Genomic DNA, 19,585 nt, shown 5'->3' on the forward strand with positions numbered 1-19,585 from the left:
AGAATAAGAACAGTATTATTTGCTGTTTTTCTGATGAAACTGAACACGCTCATGGAAGTAGTCTTTTAAATGCGCTTCCATGTTGTGGATTTTTTGTTCCAGCGCATTAATTAAGACATCATCATTATTCATATCAAAAACGCGCTGCATCGCGAGGTCATCAATATATTCTTTTTGCTTCTCAGATAAATCAGCCATGTTGTAAAACCTCTATTTTCAAAACCTATATATAAGAAAGGATTATTTCACCCACCAACTATATGGGTGATGCTGATTCTCATTGTGCCCTAGTGAATACGGGATGAAAAGTGGAATTACGTCGCATCAAATAATGATGATTGGTGCTCCTAGTTTAAATATGAGAGATTAAACGCCTATCTGATTGGGTTAAGAATAATCACAATATTCTTACCGAATATAAGCTGATATCCTCCGGTAAGATAATAAATAACAGGGCAAAATAGTGAACAATAAACAACAATACCTTGATATTGCTGCTGGAAACGGGGAAAAAGAAGCCTCGATGATGGTGGCAATCCCTGCGTCAGAGCTGACCTCCCTACAACTTGAACAGCGTCTGGAAGAGCAAACCTATTTTACTGAAGGGGAAATCGACTACCTGCCTGATGAAGAAGGCGGTGGTTTCTTCTTTACCTGCAAACGTGGTGAAGAAGAGTTACGTTTTTACGTTTCGCTTGTGGAAAGCGACCCGGAATACACCATCAACCCGTATTTCGCGACAGATCCTATTAGCCAAGAGCTGTATGCCGAAGCGAGCAATGCGCCTCAAGCGGTGGTGGTTGAATGCCTATTCCAAGAAAAGCCTTTGGTGAGCTACTTACAGCAGCTTAAAATTATCCAAATTTTAGTACCTGATTTATTACTGGGCTTGGATATTTCTGCCGCAGGTAAAGTCTTTACCCGTGAATGGCTTAACTTCCAGTTAATCGACGATTTAATGCCAAGCATTGATTCTCTGTATGTGGTACATGCCATTTACGATCACGATGAAAACTCAGAAGATTCCGCGCCAACCAAATATTGGTTCCATACTCATGGTTTAGCACGTTGCGGTTTATCGGAAGCGGAAATTATTATTCCACACCCGATTGCGTCTTATTATGGGATCCCTGAGTTGTTCTGGAGCTTTGTGAACAACAGCATTACTAACGGAAAAATCGACTTTAATGAACCGATTTTCATTGGGCAAACACAAACCGGCTATGAGTATTTAGTGGCGGTGCCTTTTGAAGAAGGTCTCCTTCATGTAGGAACCTCTACACCGATTGATAATTTAAAACCACTGGAAGAGATGAACTTCGAGTTTGGTGATATGAGCTCTGAGCGCTTTATGGGGGATTGGCACGATCGTGACGAATCTCACCAGCATCCGTCCGTAATGTTATTCCGTGTTACTCAAGAAAACCCAACATTGGAAAGTTTCTTCGAAGGGTTTGAAGACCAAAATGCGATGATGTTTATGCGTACCGATGAAGAAACGGCGGATATGTCCAGCAAAGCCAGACTGCGTTGGGAATATTTCACCCATATGTTAGATAACTATGGTCCAAAACCGGTCACACCGAAAAAAGGGTTATTTGCGAAGCTACTCGGAAAATCGGAAGAAGAGGAAGAATCAGAGTGGCGCTTCCTAGTCAAATGCGGCATTAGTTATCAAGATGAAGATGGCGACGAGGGACACGAACATATGTGGTTTGAGCCGTTGACATGGAACGGTGACCAATTTGAAGGCCGCTTGATTAACCACCCATTTTACGTAGAAACCATGGAAGAGGGAGGCGTTTATCCGCTAACGCGTGACCATATCACGGATTGGACTATTTATTATCAGGACGGTAGCTATACTCCTGATACAATCTATAAACTTCTTAGTGGTGCTCAAGTGCATTAATCTATCTTGATTGACTAATGCAAATAGGGCACTGAATTCAGTGCCCTTTTTAATGAGTTAAATGCGACAATGACCCAACCTGAACTGTACCAATACGCCCTATTTTTACTTTCCAGACGCGATTATGGCAAAGCGGAGTTATTTGCCCGTATGAAGCGCCGTATGTATGAGAAAAATGAAGGCATTATCGATGAGCAGTTGATTGAAGGGGTGTTAGACAAACTGAGTGAGCAGCATTTTCTGGATGATGACCGCGTGGTGTCGCTGTTATTGCAGGGGTATGCGCGTAAAGGTTATGGACCTTTGCGGATCAAACAAGAAATGCGCCAAAAAGGATTTTCCGAGACATTAGTCGAACACCATTTTGCCGAGCTTGATGTGGATTGGTTTGAAAAGGCATCAGAGGTGCGTAGTAAAAAATTTGGTGATGAAATCCCAACTGACTTTAAAGAGAAGGGTAAACAAATTCGTTATCTGCAATACCGAGGTTTTTTTGGTGACATGATATTTGAGTTATTCTCGCGCTAATTTTTGCAGTTAATCCTACATTATTTATGATTGTCATTATGTGAATAATCACGCCATTTAATATCGTTCAAATGACTATTATTTGACTTTAGTTTAAATGATTAACGCCCCTGAGTTTCATTTCTTTTGCTTAGTCAAAAAATAATATTTTTTTGACTTGTGTTTTTATCTATTTCTAGATTAAAAATATTGTCCACTATGATCATTATCAGTGTATTTCGCTTTTTTTTTAGGCAGAGTACCTCCAATAATTACAAAATGAGACGGGCAGGAGAAACACATGATTGAGCTCTTAATAGGCGTATTGGTCGCCGTTGGAGTTGGGCGCTATATAATAAAGGGTTACTCTGCAACAGGGGTATTAATGACGGGGGGTATTTTACTCCTGATTATTACCGCGTTAATGGGTAAAAGCATTTTACCAGAATCAGTGAAAGCAACGGGATGGCGCGTTACTGATATTCTGGAATACATCAAGTTCTTATTAATGAGCCGAGGTGGTGACCTCGGTATGATGATCATGGTGCTGTGTGGGTTTGCGTCTTATATGACTCACATTGGTGCGAATGACGTGGTGGTTAAAATTGCCTCCAAGCCATTGAAAATGATCAACTCCCCATACTTATTGATGGTTGCGGCGTATATTGTTGCTTGCTTGATGTCACTGGCAGTTTCATCGGCAACAGGTTTAGGGGTGTTATTGATGGCAACCCTGTTCCCTGTGATGGTTAACGTCGGGATCAGCCGTGGCGCAGCAGCGGCTATCTGTGCGTCACCCGCCGCTATCATTCTGGCACCAACGTCTGGAGACGTTATCTTAGCGGCGAAAGCAGCGGAAATGCCTCTGATTGATTTCGCATTCAAAACCACACTGCCTATCTCCATCGCTGCCATTGTTGCGATGTCAGTGGCTCACTTCTTCTGGCAGCGTTTTCTGGATAGAAAAGAGCACGTTAAAACCGAAATGCTGGATGTGAATGAAATCAAAACCCACGCACCGGGTTTCTACGCGATTTTACCGTTTACCCCAATCATCGGTGTATTAGTGTTTGATGGTAAATGGGCACCTGAACTACATATCGTCACCATTATTGTTGGCTGTATTATCATGGCTGCAATCATTGAATTTATTCGTAGCTTCAGTGCAAAACATGTTTATGGCGGATTAGAAGTTTGCTATAGAGGCATGGCGGATGCGTTTGCAACCGTCGTGATGCTGTTAGTGGCAGCCGGCGTCTTCGCGCAGGGTCTAAGCACCATAGGCTTTATTAAAGGTTTGATCGACTTAGCACAATCCTTTGGTTCAGGCGCGATTGTGATGATGATTGCGCTGGTGGTGATCACCATGTTAGCGGCGATGACGACAGGTTCTGGTAACGCACCATTCTACGCATTCGTTGAATTGATCCCTCACTTAGCGAAGCAAATGGGCGTCAACCCAGCTTACCTTGTCATCCCAATGTTACAGGCATCTAACTTAGGTCGTACATTATCACCGGTTTCTGGGGTGGTGGTTGCGGTATCGGGGATGGCGAAGATTTCACCGTTTGAAGTGGTGAAAAGAACCTCGGTTCCTGTATTAGTTGGGCTTATCGTTGTTGTGATTGCTACCGAGATTTTAGTGCCTGTTTATTTGTAACAAAATAGGTATTTCTCCATCTAAAATGGCTAGAAATTATTCTAGCCATTTTTTTATCGATATTTATTTCGGTTAATACTTAGGTTTAAAAGAAAAAAACTCTACGCTTTTTTGATGTGGTGTTTGGGTATTTTCAATCAAATGATAAAAATTTATTTGCGATTATTAACAAATTGTCATTTTTTTAGATTCAGATATGAGATCTACACCAAAAAGCCAGAAAGATTAATCAAAATAAGCTAGTTGCTCTAACGCATTTAATGCAAAATTCGCGCATCTTTTTTTATCCATTTTAAAACGATGAAGTGACGGTATGAGCACAATAAAAACCGCAGTAAACACGACAGACAAACCTGCTAGTAAGTGGACGTATAAAGACTTCACTTGGGTATTATCTCTTTTTGGTACCGCCGTTGGTGCGGGGGTTCTTTTTCTGCCAATTAAAGCTGGCGCGGGTGGTTTCTGGCCATTAGTTGTATTAGCTTTAATTGCAACACCAATGATTTGGTTAGCTCATAAAGGGTTAGCGCGTTTTGTTTTATCGGCTAAGAAACACGATGCTGATATCACCGATACTGTGGAAGAACATTTCGGTAAAACAGGCGCGAATATCATCACTTTTGCTTATTTCTTTGCGATTTACCCAATCGTATTAATTTACGGCGTGGGTATCACTAACACAGTAGACTCATTCTTAGTGAACCAAATTGGTATGGACCCACTGCCACGTTGGTTGCTGTCTGGAGTGTTAATTGCAGCAATGACCGCAGGTGTGGTATTCGGTCGTGATTTAATGCTGAAACTCACTTCTATGATGGTTTATCCATTAGTCTTCATCTTATTAGCATTGTCTCTGTACCTGATCCCTGAGTGGAATACGTCGATGTTAGAAGTCGCACCAGATTGGAGCGCAATGCCGATTGTTGTCTGGATGGCAATTCCTATCATCGTATTCTCTTTTAACCACAGCCCAATCATCAGCCAATTTGCAAAAGACCAACGTCAGCAATTTGGTGACCAAGCCGTGATTAAAACTGACATGATCACTGGCGGTGCAGCATTTATGCTAACTGGCTTCGTGATGTTCTTCGTATTCTCTGTAGTACTGTCACTGAGCCCAGCTGAGTTAGAAATCGCGAAGAAAGAAAACATCAGCGTGTTATCCCATATTGCGAACATTAACCCATCACCAATCCTGTCTTACTTAGGGCCTATCGTGGCATTCGCCGCTATCGTTTCTAGTTACTTTGGTCACTTCTTAGGTGCGCACGAAGGTCTGGTTGGTTTAGTGAAATCACGCTCTTCAGTTTCTGTGAAGAAAATTGAATTAATCTCTTTACTGTTCATCGTGATCACCACGTGGATCGTCGCGATTATCAACCCAAGTATCTTAGGTATGATTGAAACCATGGGTGCTCCAATGATTGCGGCAATCCTGTTCATTCTGCCAGTTGTGGCGATGCGTATTGTTCCTGCAATGAAGCCGTTCAGTACCTCTAAGCCAGCGCAAATCTTTACGCTGCTATGCGGTTTAGCATCAATTACCTCTGTGATTTATGGCGCGTTCGCGTAATTAAATTCAGTTGTACCGAGACCCATATTGCTTCGGCAATATGGGTTTTTTTGTTTCTAAAGTGGGCTTATTTATTTTGTGAATAACTATAGATGAAATTATTTCAAGTCTAGATGGTTGTGTGAGGGATCTACTTGGGGGATATTGGAAAGGACTGCCGTGAAATAATAAGTACCGTGAAATAAAAACAAGAACCCATTCAATTGGCAGTGCGGGTATAACAAGGATAACGCAATGAAATTAGAAACATTATCAATCCACGCAGGCTATTCTCCAGACCCTACAACCAAGTCTGTCGCGGTGCCTATTTATCAAACCACCTCTTATGCATTTGACGATACACAACACGGCGCGGATCTGTTCGACTTAAAAGTTGCAGGTAATATCTATACCCGCATTATGAACCCGACCAATGATGTGCTCGAAAAGCGTGTTGCTGCTCTTGAAGGGGGTATTGCCGGACTGGCGGTGGCGTCTGGAATGGCGGCTATCACCTATGCAATTCAAACTATTGCCCAAGTCGGCGATAACATTGTTTCTGTGGCAAAACTGTATGGCGGTACGTATAACTTGCTGGCGCATACTCTGCCGCGCCTTGGTATCGAAACCCGTTTTGCTGAACACGATGATTTAACTGCACTAGAAGCCCTGATTGATGAGAAAACAAAAGCCGTTTTCTGTGAATCTATCTCTAACCCTGCGGGCTTTATTGTTGACCTTGCGGCGCTGGCAGAGGTTGCGCATCGCCATGGCGTACCTCTGATTGTCGACAATACCGTAGCGACCCCGTATTTATGCCGCCCATTTGAACACGGTGCGGACATCGTGGTGCACTCGTTAACTAAATATATTGGTGGTCACGGCACCTCAATCGGCGGAATGGTGATTGATTCAGGTAAATTCCCGTGGGCGGAGCACGCAGAGCGTTTTTCTCTGCTAGTTGAGCCTGATATCGCCTATCACGGCGTCAGTTATACTGAGCACTTCGGTGCGGCGGCTTTTATTGCCCGTTGTCGCGTAGCACCGCTGCGTGGGACGGGAGCAGCATTATCGCCATTTAACGCCTTCTTGATCTTACAAGGTCTGGAAACACTCGCATTAAGAATGGAACGCCATACTGAAAACGCATTGAAAGTGGCTCAATTCCTCGAAAATCATCCTCAAGTGGCATGGGTAAAATATGCGGGTCTGCCAAGCAACCCTGAGCACGCACTTGCGCAAAAATATATGCAAGGTAAACCTGCCAGTATCATGTCTTTTGGGATCAAAGGCGGGCAGGAAGCCGGTGCGCGTTTTATTGATGCACTGAACCTGATTGTTCGTTTGGTCAATATTGGAGATGCAAAATCATTAGCGTGCCATCCAGCATCTACCACCCATCGTCAATTAAATGATGCGGAGCTAGCACGTGCAGGGGTATCGCGCGATATGATCCGTTTATCCATTGGTATTGAACATATCGATGACATTCTTGCTGACTTAATTCAAGCCTTGGATGCAGCTAAGTAAATCTTGTTAAGCAGCTACCGATAAATAAAGGTGGTTATTGTGAAGAATATATTGCAATAACTGCCTTTATTGTTTCCTACGTGATTAACTATTGAGGTTTATTCTTCTTTCTAGGATTAATAACTATTCGCAATCAGCACTGTTTTTTAATTTATTTTTCATTCTGTTAAAAATAAATGGAAATTGCTGAACTATTGTTTTTTAATCGAGTCTTAACAAGCAGCTCATCCTGTTATCTTAATGTTGAAATAAAATATTCATTTATTGATTGTTTATCTCATATGGGCGTATGAAATACGAAAATGTTTATTGGTTTATACTGGGTTTAGTCGAACTAACGATAATAGAACCCTGATTTGATTAATCAAAAGCGCCTGAAGCTTCGGCGAAAATAATAATTATTAAATATTTATGACAATAATGGTTGAGATTAAATGATGATGGCAAATAATAAAGTTGCCTACTTTAAGTGGTGCCTATTATTCGGTTTTGTACTCATAACCTATTTTCTTCCTCTCAATGGACGAATGCTATGGCAACCCGATGAGCTACGCTATGCAGAAATCAGCCGTGAGCTGATATTAAGTAGCCATTGGAGCGTACCTGAGCTGCTTGGTATCCGCTATTTTGAAAAACCGATTTTTGGTTATTGGGTCGGTTCTTTCTTCCAAATGCTATTTGGTGAAAACAATGTCTCGGTTCGATTAGGCGTGGTGTTTAGCACCCTGATCAGCGGGTTATTTGTTTATCTCAGCGCAAAGATGGCATGGAAAAATAAAGACCTCGCGTTTAATGCGGTGCTTATTTATCTTTCCATGTTTATGATTTTGACCATTGGGACATACAATATCCTTGACCCAATTGTGACCGCCTTTATTACGATGATTATCTTCTTTTTCCAATGGGGGATAACCACGACACAACGCACTCATAAATTGTATGCCTATATTCTGATTGGCGTGGCATGCGGCTTAGGGGTCATGACAAAAGGCTTTTTAGTCTTAGTGCTTCCCGTTTTAGTGTGTTCCGTTAGCGCAATTTACTTCAGAAAGCTCAAAGACGTCTGCCTGTACGCATTAATTTCGATTCTTGTCGCCGTGTTAGTTTGCTTACCGTGGGCGCTCACGATTGCCAGCCTAGAGCCAGATTTCTGGAGCTACTTTTTCTGGGTTGAGCATATTCAGCGTTTTATGGCGGATAACGCACAAAACAAATCTCCGTTCTGGTTCTATATGCCGATTTTATTGGCGGCAGTGCTTCCGTGGTTAGGTTACCTCTTCTCATCCCTTGCACATGCAGTTCGCGCGAGAGGCATGAACCTTTATTTCTTATTGTGGGCGGCGCTACCTTTCCTATTTTTTAGTGTCACTAAAGGGAAGCTACTCACCTATATTCTGCCGTGCATCGCACCTATCGCGATTTTGATGGCATCCTATTTGCAGCAGATTTTAACCCAGAATAAAGTGGCTACCATTCGTCTGAATGCGCTGATAAACATTACGCTGGGTATCGCGGCGGCAGGGGCATTTATTGCCTACCCTTACTTCCCTAAAATGAATTTATATCAAGGGGATGAAAGCTACAAAATGTGGATTGCCGCAGGAGCATTTCTATTTTGGGCTGTGATGGGTGTGGTGTCATTTAACCGTAAATTCTGGTCATTGGCCGCTGCCTGTACGTTAGTGCTCAGCCTCAGTATTGGGCATGTGATCCCTAAATACATTGAGAGCAATAACACCCCGCAAGGCGTGCTAACTAAATACCAAGATCAGCTACAAAACCGCGCGATACTCTTAACCAATAATGTGGGATTAGGCACTGCGTTGGCTTGGGTACTAAAACGCGATGACATTACCATGCTGTATCAAACAGGTGAGCTAGGTTACGGGTTGAATTACCCTGATGCAGAAAATCGTTTTTACCGTTTAGAGCAGCTTCCAAGCTTGCTGGCGAGCCAAAATAACCGCAACGTCGCGGTGGTAGTGGATGCTTCGCAAAATGAAGTCATTGATGCTTTACCGGGTACCCCGATAATCATTAAAGAAGGCAAGTTAGTGATGGCTTTCTATGAAGGTCAGTAAATTAATAGCCTGATGATCTATTCTTGAGAACCTATTGAAAAAGAGCCGCACTACGAAAGTATGCGGCTCTTTTGTATTGGGAACTAAGAGACTATTTACGCCATCGGTTTGTGACGTCGGAGTGCGTATTCCTTGATGGATAAGGATGATAAATCATCATCATTGCCACACTGTTGCTCATAGGATTAGTCGAAAAATCCGTTGATTTGCTGTCATGACCTGTTCGCTTTTCCTTGCGAACGGGAACAAGCGAAAGATGGTTTAACGATGATAAATTCATGGTGCCGTTTCCTCAGAGTGTTTAATTAAACGGTTAGCTTCAGCCAGCTCATAACGTCTTGGGGTTAACGCTGTCGCACTGTGATTACGTGCCAGAACGGAATAGATAGTTGGCAACACAAACAGGGTAAAAAGCGTCCCCACCAGCATGCCAGTGACAATCACCAGACCTAGCCCAAAGCGGCTATTTGCTCCGGCGCCAGTCGCGAACAGAAGAGGAACTAAACCGATAACCATTGCCGCCGTTGTCATCAAAATCGGGCGTAAACGGATTTGTGCTGCTTTTAAAATGGCGTGGCGTTTATCTAACCCTTCGTTAGCTTGCAGCTCATTGGCAAACTCCACCATTAAGATCCCGTGTTTACTGATAAGCCCTATCAAGGTAACTAAGCCAATTTGGGTATAAATATTGAGGGTGGCATAACCCAGCGCCAGCGGGATCAGCGCGCCACAGATAGACAGCGGAACGGTAATTAAGATAATCAACGGATCCACTAAACTTTCATACTGCGCCGCGAGCACCAGATAGATAATGATCAGCGCCGCCATAAACGCGAAGGCGAGGGTGTTTCCTTCTTGTTTATATTGGCGCGAATCGGATTGCCAATCATGGCTAAAACCGGCGGGTAGTTCGCTGGCTACCTCATCGAGATACGCCACCGCTTGCCCTAAGGTGACGCCCGGAGCAGGGATCGCTTGGAAAATGGCCGCATTTTGCTGATTAAACTGAGACAGTTTATTCGGCTCTACTTGCGTGGAAATATCCACCACCGTCGACAGCGGGATCATGCTGCCATCTTCGGACTTAACATAATGGCGGGATAACGCTTCAGGTGTCAGTCGCTGGCTGCGTAGGCTTTGGGGGATCACATCATAAGAGCGTCCATCCATGCCAAAGCGGTTGATATAATTCTCACCCACTAGCAACGTTAAGGACTCACCAATATCCTGCATACGAATGCCTAAACTGTTGGCTTTTGAACGATTAATGCGAACTTCAACCACAGGGTTGTTATAGTCGAGGTCGCTATCGACCACCATAAACAGGCCACTTTCACGAGCTTGCTGTTTAATCTCTTCCATGGTGCGATACAGTACCGGATAATCTTGCGGGCTTTTTAGTACCATTTGAATAGGCAAACCGCCCGTAGAGCCGGGTAATGCAGGTAACTGGAATACAAAGATACTGTTACCTTCCACATCGCCAACACGATTTTGTAAATCCGATTGGATCGCTGACGCAGGGCGCTCCCGTTGCTCCCAAGAGGTTAAGTTTGTTCCCCCGAAGCTGGCGGAAGGGCCATCGGTGCCGTTAATAATCCACGTACTTTCAGTTTCGGGCAGCTCCATAAACACATCGTGTAATTTGCGGGAGAAACGCTCCACATACTCAAGGTTGGCATGTTGCGGAGACTTAATCGCCGTTAAGACGCTAGATTGGTCTTCAACTGGCGCCAGCTCTCGCGGTGCGGATTGATACAACATTGGTAGGCTGATCACGACACCGACAGCTAAAATTCCGGTGATCCAGCGGTTCTTCAATGAGAAATTCAGTACCGCTGTATAGTAATGGGCAAGGGTTTCGAAGAAGGTTTCTGCCATTCGCGCCATGCGCCCTTCATTCTGTTTCGAGTTCAACATAAACGAACTCATGACAGGGGAGAGGGTTAACGCCACGATGCCAGATACAATCACCGCGCCCGCTAACGTGAGCGCAAACTCTTTAAACAATGCCCCTGTTAATCCAGACATTAAGCCAATCGGCGCATACACTGCGGCGAGGGTAATAGTCATCGCGATAACGGGACCTGCTACCTCACGTGCGCCAATCAACGCCGCCAGAACGGGGGATTTTCCCTCTTCAATATGGCGATGCACGTTTTCCACCACCACAATGGCATCATCCACCACCAACCCAATCGCCAGCACCATCGCCAGTAAGGTTAGCAAGTTAATACTAAAGCCGAACGCCATCATCAATGCCGCCGCACCTAGCATGGATAGTGGAATGGCAAGAATGGGAATAATCACGCTGCGAATCGAACCTAGGCACAGATAAATTACCGCGATAACAATCAGCAAGGCTTCCACGAGGGTGTGGATCACTTGGTCGATGGAGGCCTTAATAAACCGTGAAGTTTCAAAGGCCATTTCCACTTTTACCCCCGGCGGCAGGGTTTTGATGATATCTGGCATTAACTTATTCATGCCATCTACAATCACTAGCGGGTTACCCGTTGGGGTGGCAAATAAACCTAAGTAAATGGCAGGTTCCCCGTTCATTAAGCCACTGGTTTCTGTAGATGCCGCCCCCAGCTCAATGGTGCCCACATCTTTTAAGCGCACCAATCCGTTACCATCATTGCGGATCACCAAATCACGAAATTCATCCACATTGGTTAAATCGGTATTCACATATACGTTGGAAATGACAAACTCTCCCTTCACTTTACCGGGAGCCGCTTGATAGTTATTTTGGCGTACCGCTTGGGCGACTTCAGCCGCTGAAATACCGCGACCAGCGAGTTTATCCGCATCCAACCATAAACGCATCGCCAGCTGCTGCCCGCCAAATACTTGCACTTTCGCCACTCCATCAATAGCGGAATACATCGGTTCCACTACGCGGGAAAGATAATCGGTTAGCGCAGGAATCGAAAGTTCGGTACTGGAAAAACCAATATAAGCGACGGCGGTAGACTCCCCAGAAGAGAGCTCAATCACAGGGTCATACGCCTCTTTTGGCAGCTTATAACGCACTTGGTTGACTTTTGCCATCACTTGGGTGAGGGCTTGAGTGGAATCGCGGTTTAGCTCCATGCGCACGGTCACAAGGCTGCTGCCTTGAACGGAGGATGATGATAAGTAATCGACCCCTTCAACGGAAGAGACCGCTTGGGCAATCGGCTGAGTCACAAACCCCTGCATTAATTTTGCCGAGGCGCCCGGATATTGGGTGGTAATAGTAATTGTCGAGCTTTCTAACTGAGGATATTGGCGAATGGGTAATTTGCTTAGCGCAAACAGCCCCATCAACACAATTAAGGCACTGACCACTAACGCTAATACCGGTCGGCGCACAAACAAGTCCGTAAATTTCATCGTTCGTCCTTATGAGCCTTGCGGGGTTTCAGATAATGTATTTTGAGCAACAGGGGTAATGGCAGAGCCATTATTCAGACGTAGCTGCCCAGAACTGACCACTTGGTCGCCTTCCGCAAGTCCGTGCTCAATTTCAATATTGCCATCAAAACGCTGCCCCGTTTTCACGGAAACGCGCTTGACCGTCATGGCATCACCGGTACCTTCGGCGATAAACACGGTATCCCCGTAAGCGGTGTAAGTGACTGCGGTTTCAGGAACGGTCAGTACCGCATTGTTGGCTTGTCGCACTACCGTGACATTGGCGTACATCCCCGCTTTTAACTTCCCATTGCTGTTATCCAGAGTGGCTTGCAACGCAATCGTTCGGGACTTACCAATCAATGGATCAATCGCCGTCACTTTGGCAGGAAATGGTGTTTCGGGGTAAGCATCGACAGTGATGTCCACCACTTGCCCTTGGTGCAATTCGGGAGAGGCTTGCTCGTCTAAGGAGAAATTCAGCTTCAGCGTTTGGGTATCCACAAGGCTGGCTATCGCTTCGCCGGGGCTAAGATATTGCCCTTCATGGACTTGGCGAATACCAATGGTGCCATCGAATGGGGCATGAATGGCTTTTTGCGCAATCAATGCTTGGGTTTGCTGAATCAGCCCCTGCGCCATATCGCGCTCGGCACGGGTGCTATCCACCTGCGCTTCCGCCACTAAATGTTGCGCAGACAGAGAACGGGTTCTGTCATATAGACGGGCGGCATTGCGGTATTGTGCTTGATAGCGGGCTAAATCTGCACGTTCCACCGCATCATTGAGCTGCACCAGTAATTGCCCTTTTTTGACCTGTTGACCGGATTCAAACCCAATTTTGGTGATACGCCCACTGGTTTCTGCGGCCACAAACACCTGACTACCTGCTTCTAATTCCCCCACACCGTAAAAAGTGCGTGGAGCATTAGCCAAGGTGACGGGAGCAAGAGCCACTTTCACTGGAGGATATTGATAAGCCGCTTGCGGCTTATCGTCTGAGCTGGCGTAAGTCGAGTAAATGGCGGCTCCCCCACCTACGGAGAGAAGCCCTGCACATAGCAACGTTAGCGTTTTTTTATTCATTATGATTGGCATCTTAAATTGACAATTAAAGAGGCTGGCACTATAAAACCTTAAGTTAAGTTGAGGTCAATAGGAGGTGAGCAAAAATGGTGGGCAAAACCATGAATACGATAAAAAAGCGGGAAATTGCCGCTGAAAAGGTAGATTTTTCACGGGCTCTGACGGTAGGGGAAGTGGCGAAACGTGCAGGCGTTCCGGTCTCTACGGTGCATTTTTATGAAGCGAAAGGGCTGATTCAAAGTACCCGAACACAAGGAAATCAGCGGCGTTTTCCACCGGTGGTTTTACGCTACATTGCCATTATCAAAGTGGCACAAAGTACCGGTATTCCCCTCAAAGAGATCCAAGATGCATTGGGTCAGTTTCCGGCAAACAGCAAATTGACGGCGGAAGAATGGAAAGGGATGTCAACGGAATGGAAAAGCTCATTAGATAGACGAATCAAACAGTTAACTCGATTGCGCAATGAATTGGATCACTGTATTGGTTGTGGTTGTTTGTCTCTCAAAGATTGCCCTTTGCGCAACCCTGAAGATATCTTAGGCAACCAAGGTTCCGGCGCCCAAATCCTCGAACGTCCTTAAATCACACTTTTCACTATCTGGATAGCCACTGCAAAATGTGGCTATTTATCCATTATTATCATCATGTTATTAATCAAATAGCCGCGCTGTGTGGATAATCTTTGCGCATATGGGCTACCGATTTTTGCCTTTTTTGCGTAATGATTCGTCATGTTAATTTTTTGTGAACGAATGAGAGCAAAGAGGGCACAGTGATGAAAGGTCTGAATAACAAAATTGCCATCGTGACGGGTGGTGCAACCAAAATAGGCGCAACCGTAGCAAAAATCTTATGTTCCTATGGGGTCAAAGTCACTATTTTCGATATCGACAAAACCAACGGGGAAAGTGTGGCGCAATCGGAGCCCAATATTGACTTTCTGCCCGTGGATATCACCGATGACCAACAATTAAAGCAAGGCATTGATCGCGTTGCGCAAAAATATGGGCAACTCGATTTTTTGGTTAATCTGGCCGCCACCTATCTGGATGATGGCCAAGCCTCTTCACGTCAAGACTGGCTAACGGCATTAAATATCAACGTGGTGAGCGCCGTGATGGCTGCGCAATTTGCCAAGCCCCATTTAGCCAAAGCGGGTAAAGGGGCAATTGTTAACTTCACCAGTATCTCCTCTTCGGTGGCGCAAACAGGTCGCTGGCTTTATCCCGCATCGAAAGCCGCCATGCTAGAAGTAACGCGTAGCCAAGCGATGGATTATGCCCCCGACGGCATTCGCGTCAATTCCGTTTCCCCTGGTTGGACATGGTCTCGGGTGATGGACGAACTGACTGGCGGCGACCGCCAAAAAACCGACCGCGTCGCGGCGGATTATCACCTTTTACAACGTGTTGGAGACCCTGAAGAGGTGGCTCAAGTTGTGGCATTCCTATTGTCTGAGCTGGCGAGTTTTGTCACTGGCGCAGATTACGCGGTCGATGGTGGATACTCCGCCATGGGGCCTGAACAGGCGAAACCCGCCATTCCCCGTCTTGCAGAATAAGACACCCTGATTTTAATTTTATCGAGGAATTCACTATGCGTCGTATTGCAATCGTAGGTGGTGGTCAGGCGGGTATGCCATTGGCATTAGGGCTGCTGGACAAAGGTTATGACGTGACGGTTGCCACCAACCGTACCCCAGATGATGTGAAAAATGGCCGTGTAATGTCTAGCCAATGTATGTTCGATATTTCACTGCAATTTGAGCGTGACTTAGGGATCAACTTCTGGGAAGACAAATGCCCACCCGTTGAAGGCATTGGCTTTACCGTCCCGCATCCTGAAAAAGCGGGTGAAAAAGCCATTAGCTGGCGCTCACGTATTGATAACTATGCCCAAGCCGTTGATCAGCGCATCAAAATGCCTTACTGGCTAGAGTTATTCGCAGCGCGTGGCGGCAACTTGATGATTGAAGATGTGGGCGTCGCAGAGTTAGAGAAACTTGCCGAAACCCACGATTTAGTGATCTTAGCGGGGGGGAAAGGGGAAATCGTTAAGCTGCTAGAACGTGACCCGACTCGCTCACCGTACGATAAACCTCAGCGTGCGCTAGCGCTTACTTATGTTCACGGCATGCTGCCAACCCCTGAATTTTCACAAGTTTCATTCAACCTGATACCGGGTGTGGGGGAGTATTTTGTGTTCCCATCCCTCACCAACAGTGGCGACTGCCACATCATGGTTTTTGAAGGTGTGCCAGGTGGGCCGATGGATCAATGGGGAGAAGCGCGTACGCCACAAGAGCATTTGGCCTACAGCAAAAAAATCATCGATACCTATTTACCTTGGGAAGCAGAGCGCTGCCGCCATGTGGAACTAACGGATGAAAACGGTATTCTGGCAGGGCGCTTTGCGCCAACAGTTCGTAAGCCAGTTCTCACGCTGCCATCAGGGAAAATTATCTTCGGTTTAGGGGATGCATTAGTCACCAACGATCCACTCACTGGACAAGGATCGAATAACGCCACGAAAGCCAGCAAAGTCTATTACGACGCGATTTTAGCCCGTGGTGACAAGCCGTATACCGCGGAATGGATGAATGAGACGTTTGAACAATTCTGGAAATACGGTCGCCATGTTGTTGAGTGGACGAACGCTCTATTAGCGCCGCCACAGCCACACATTCTTAATGCATTAGGCGCAGCGCAACAGCTGCCAACCTTAGCGCACACCATCGCGAATGCCTTTAACTATCCACCGGTTCTTGCACCATGGTGGCACGATGCCCATGCCTGCGATGCGTATATTCAATCGCTGATGCAAGAAGAAGTTCGCGCTTCGTAGGAGAAATCAGTATGTCGATGATTGCAGAGGACACGCTTATGTGCGAAAGCGAATGGGGTCATACCGAGTTTGAATCGAAAACTTTACGCAATTTACTAGGCTGCTACCCCACTGGGGTAGCGGTTGTGACCACCCGCACCCCTGATGGACGTGACGTTGGGTTGACCATCAACTCATTTGCATCACTGTCGTTAGATCCGCCTTTAGTGTTGTGGAGTTTAGTGAATCATTCACCCAACCTCGCGGTATTTCGTGATTGCCAACATTTCACGATCAATATCTTAGGCAAAGATCACCAAGAGTTGGCGATGCGTTTTGCTAATCCTCGAGTCGAAAATAAATTCGAAGATGTCGCCGTGCACATCACGCCAGAAGGGATCCCCGCCTTACACGGCGCGATCGTGACGTTAGTGTGTGAAAACCACAAGCAGGATCATATTGGCGATCACTTATTGATGGTGGGGCATGTGCGCCGTATTGGTAGTGAAACGGGCAAGCCTTTAGTTTTCCACGGCGGCACATTTACCGCCTTACATGAAGCGCAATAGGCGCAGGAGATAGTATGGAACAGCAAACTTTGATGTCATTCGCCAGCGAGTTACAAAAAGGCAATATTCAGATTATCGACCTGACACAAACTTTATCGCCTTCATTTCCAGCATTGCAACTGCCAGCTGAGTTTGGGCAAGTGTGGTCATTCAAAATGGAGCAAATCTCCCGTTATGATGAAAACGGCCCCGCTTGGTATTGGAATAATTTTAGCTGCGGCGAACACACGGGTACCCACTTTGACGCTCCCGTTCACTGGATCAGCGGTAAAGATCAGCCAAAAAACACCGTTGATACTATCCCGCTCCACCACTTTATTGCCCCAGCGGTAGTGGTTGATGCAAGTAAAGAAGTCGCGCAAAACCCCGATTGGGTCTTAACTGTGGACTTCCTGCAAAAATGGGAAGAGAAACACGGCAAAATTCCAAAAGCGGCATGGGTTTTACTCCGTACAGATTGGTCGAAAAAGTCCGATAACCCAGAAGCGTATGTGAATATGCGCGAAGATGGCGCTCATACGCCGGGGCCTTCTCAAGAAGCGGTTGAATGGCTTATCCACCAACGTGACGTTAAAGGCTTTGGGGTTGAAACCATCAATACCGATGCAGGGCAATCTTACAGCTGGCCTGTGCCATACCCGTGCCACACGCTAATGCACGGCAACAATAAATACGGCCTGCAATGCTTGAAAAACCTCGACCAACTACCGGCTACTGGAGTGGTGATCGTCGCAGCGCCCCTAAAAATTGAAGGCGGCTCGGGCAGCCCATTACGCGTGCTTGCGCTGGTGGGGTGAGGTATGGCGACCTTATCCAACCCCCAAGTGATCGTGGTCGGCAGCGGGATGAACTCGCTGATGTGCGCCGCCTTATTGGCGGTGCGTGGGAAATCGGTCTTGGTTCTAGAACGTAACGATCGCCTTGGCGGTTGTATTCGTACCGAAGCGTTATTTGAAGGCTACACTCACGACCTACTTTCTTGCTGGTATTCACTGTTCGTTGGTAGCCCTGGCTACCAAGAGTTAGCGCCATTGCTTCAAAAACAGGGTTTGGAATTCGCGCAATGCGACTATTCCACTGGATTGGTGCAGCCAAATGGAAAATCAGTGGCATTAAAGCGAGATATTGCTGAGGCCGCCAAACAGCTGGATGCTCTCGCCCCCGGTGACGGTTTAGCATTTCGTCAAATGGCCGAAAAACTGTTTAGCGAAGATGCTGCACTGACATTTGGTCTATTAGGGCAAAATCCTTACAGTGGTGGCATGTTCAAATTACTGTTTTCCGAGTGGCGCAAACGCGGGGTTGATGGCTTGCTGGATTTCGCTAAATCCGGCGTGGAAAGTTTTCGTCGCTGGTCTGAGCGGGAATTACAGCATGATTTCAGCCGTGCGTTGATGGCACCGTGGGTGCTGCATACAGGGTTAGGGCCTGATGAAGCCAGCTCGGCGCTGATTGGCAAACTGACGTTTGCCGCAGTAGTGGCGGGTGGCATGCCCGTTGTTAAAGGCGGCAGCTACCGAATTGTTGACGCGTTCGCCAAAGTGATTGAGCAACATGGTGGCGAGTTACGTACCAACGCCCATGTGGAGAAGATCATCACACAAGGCAGCGGTAAAAATAGCCGTGCCACAGGGGTTCGTGTGAATGGGCAGTTTATCCCTGCGAGCGAAAGTGTGGTGTGTAACGTGACGCCAACTCAGCTATATGGCGGCTTGCTTGATGAGGTTTCGCCACAAGTGAAGCAGCGGGCGAAAGGCTATCGTTATGGTCGCGGTGGGATGCAAATCCACTTTGCGCTAAGTGCGCCACCGCCTTGGTGCAACCCTGAACTACTCAATGTGCCATTGGTTCATTTCACGGAGAGTATGGAACAAGTGTGCATGTCGGTTACGCAAGCCAATAATGGCTATCTGCCGGATCGCCCGACGTTTGGGATCGGTCAACCCACCACATTAGACCCAAGCCGTGCTCCTGAAGGCGGGTGGATCTTGTGGATCCAAATGCAAGAATTACCTCGCCATCTTAAAGGGGATGCGGCGGGAGAAATTGCGATCCCTAAAGATGGACGCTGGAATGATGAGGTGCGTGAAGCAGTCGCTGATCGCATTCAACAGCGTTTGGAAATGGTGATGCCCGGTGTGTCTGATTTGATCGTCGGCCGCAAGGCGATTTCCCCCGCCGATCTCGAACGTTATAACTGCAATCTGGTGGGTGGAGATCCGTATTCAGGAACCTGTTCGCCAGATCAATTCTTTTGGTTGCGACCGTTTGCCGCTTCAGGGCAGACCAAAGCGCATCAAACGGCAGTCAAAAATCTGTTCCATATTGGGGCATCAACTCATCCGGGTCCCGGTCTTGGCGGGGGCTCTGGGTATTTAGTTGCTGAGAAATTAGCAGCGAAGAAAAAGCGGTAATAGAGAATGGGCTTTAGTCGATTCAAGGCAAGACAAACACAGCAAA

General features: G+C 46.4%; 13 protein-coding genes and 2 pseudogenes. 12 read left to right on the forward strand and 3 right to left on the reverse strand.

The genetic code is table 11. The features are described 5' to 3' along the window. Nucleotides 1-15: 15 nt before the first annotated feature. Nucleotides 16-198 (reverse strand): hypothetical protein, encoded by a 183-nt coding sequence (locus GKR74_RS00255; RefSeq protein WP_154602027.1) that lies wholly within the window; start codon nucleotides 196-198, stop codon nucleotides 16-18. A 265-nt stretch (nucleotides 199-463) separates the two neighbouring features. Here GKR74_RS00255 and GKR74_RS00260 point away from each other — a divergent pair, with 265 nt between their 5' ends. The 6 genes from GKR74_RS00260 to arnT all read left to right on the forward strand — a co-directional run bounded on the left by GKR74_RS00260 (nucleotide 464) and on the right by arnT (nucleotide 9,242). Next, the gene (locus GKR74_RS00260; RefSeq protein WP_336431282.1) at nucleotides 464-1,912 is read left to right on the forward strand and encodes a DUF4026 domain-containing protein; all 1,449 of its coding nucleotides are present in this window, start codon (nucleotides 464-466) and stop codon (nucleotides 1,910-1,912) included. Nucleotides 1,913-1,981: 69 nt separating this feature from the next. Then, nucleotides 1,982-2,440 (forward strand): regulatory protein RecX, encoded by a 459-nt coding sequence (locus tag GKR74_RS00265; RefSeq protein WP_154602028.1) that lies wholly within the window; start codon nucleotides 1,982-1,984, stop codon nucleotides 2,438-2,440. A gap of 280 nt (nucleotides 2,441-2,720) precedes the next feature. Beyond that, nucleotides 2,721-4,079 (forward strand): anaerobic C4-dicarboxylate transporter DcuC, encoded by a 1,359-nt coding sequence (gene dcuC / locus GKR74_RS00270; protein WP_036955315.1) that lies wholly within the window; start codon nucleotides 2,721-2,723, stop codon nucleotides 4,077-4,079. Nucleotides 4,080-4,392: 313 nt separating this feature from the next. After that, on the forward strand, nucleotides 4,393-5,652 hold the full coding sequence (locus GKR74_RS00275; RefSeq protein WP_036955312.1) for an aromatic amino acid transport family protein: 1,260 nt from the start codon (nucleotides 4,393-4,395) through the stop codon (nucleotides 5,650-5,652). 234 nt (nucleotides 5,653-5,886) lie between these two features. Next, nucleotides 5,887-7,161: a bifunctional O-acetylhomoserine aminocarboxypropyltransferase/cysteine synthase gene (locus GKR74_RS00280; protein ID WP_154602029.1), complete on the forward strand. Its 1,275-nt coding sequence runs from the start codon at nucleotides 5,887-5,889 to the stop codon at nucleotides 7,159-7,161. A 434-nt stretch (nucleotides 7,162-7,595) separates the two neighbouring features. Further along, nucleotides 7,596-9,242: a lipid IV(A) 4-amino-4-deoxy-L-arabinosyltransferase gene (gene arnT / locus GKR74_RS00285; protein WP_154602030.1), complete on the forward strand. Its 1,647-nt coding sequence runs from the start codon at nucleotides 7,596-7,598 to the stop codon at nucleotides 9,240-9,242. A 261-nt stretch (nucleotides 9,243-9,503) separates the two neighbouring features. On the opposite strand, the pseudogene GKR74_RS00290 reads toward arnT, so the two are convergent. Together GKR74_RS00290 and GKR74_RS00295 are read right to left on the reverse strand one after the other, a co-directional pair. Beyond that, nucleotides 9,504-12,623 (reverse strand): annotated as a pseudogene (locus GKR74_RS00290) (MexW/MexI family multidrug efflux RND transporter permease subunit). Between the two features lie 9 nt (nucleotides 12,624-12,632). Next, a complete protein-coding gene (locus GKR74_RS00295) occupies nucleotides 12,633-13,730 on the reverse strand; it encodes an efflux RND transporter periplasmic adaptor subunit (RefSeq protein WP_154602032.1) in 1,098 nt (365 codons plus the stop codon). A gap of 101 nt (nucleotides 13,731-13,831) precedes the next feature. On the opposite strand from GKR74_RS00295, the gene soxR reads away from it, so the two are divergent. The 6 genes and pseudogenes from soxR (at nucleotide 13,832) to GKR74_RS00325 (ending at nucleotide 19,539) form a co-directional block, all read left to right on the forward strand. Continuing rightward, a complete protein-coding gene (soxR, locus tag GKR74_RS00300) occupies nucleotides 13,832-14,314 on the forward strand; it encodes a redox-sensitive transcriptional activator SoxR (protein WP_181477930.1) in 483 nt (160 codons plus the stop codon). Between the two features lie 194 nt (nucleotides 14,315-14,508). Then, nucleotides 14,509-15,294, forward strand: coding sequence for an SDR family oxidoreductase (locus GKR74_RS00305; RefSeq protein ID WP_154602034.1), 786 nt, complete (start codon nucleotides 14,509-14,511; stop codon nucleotides 15,292-15,294). Between the two features lie 35 nt (nucleotides 15,295-15,329). Continuing rightward, nucleotides 15,330-16,577, forward strand: coding sequence for a styrene monooxygenase/indole monooxygenase family protein (locus GKR74_RS00310; RefSeq protein ID WP_154602035.1), 1,248 nt, complete (start codon nucleotides 15,330-15,332; stop codon nucleotides 16,575-16,577). Between the two features lie 11 nt (nucleotides 16,578-16,588). Then, entirely contained in the window at nucleotides 16,589-17,125 is a 537-nt protein-coding gene (locus tag GKR74_RS00315) for a flavin reductase family protein (RefSeq protein WP_225577094.1), read from the forward strand. A 14-nt stretch (nucleotides 17,126-17,139) separates the two neighbouring features. Next, nucleotides 17,140-17,919, forward strand: a pseudogene (locus tag GKR74_RS00320) (cyclase family protein); the annotation flags it as partial. A gap of 6 nt (nucleotides 17,920-17,925) precedes the next feature. Continuing rightward, nucleotides 17,926-19,539, forward strand: a complete 1,614-nt coding sequence (locus GKR74_RS00325) for a phytoene desaturase family protein (protein WP_154602037.1) — start codon at nucleotides 17,926-17,928, stop codon at nucleotides 19,537-19,539. Nucleotides 19,540-19,585 lie beyond the last annotated feature (46 nt).

Source organism: Providencia sp. wls1914 (genome assembly GCF_009706645.1).
GTDB lineage: Bacteria > Pseudomonadota > Gammaproteobacteria > Enterobacterales > Enterobacteriaceae > Providencia > Providencia zhijiangensis.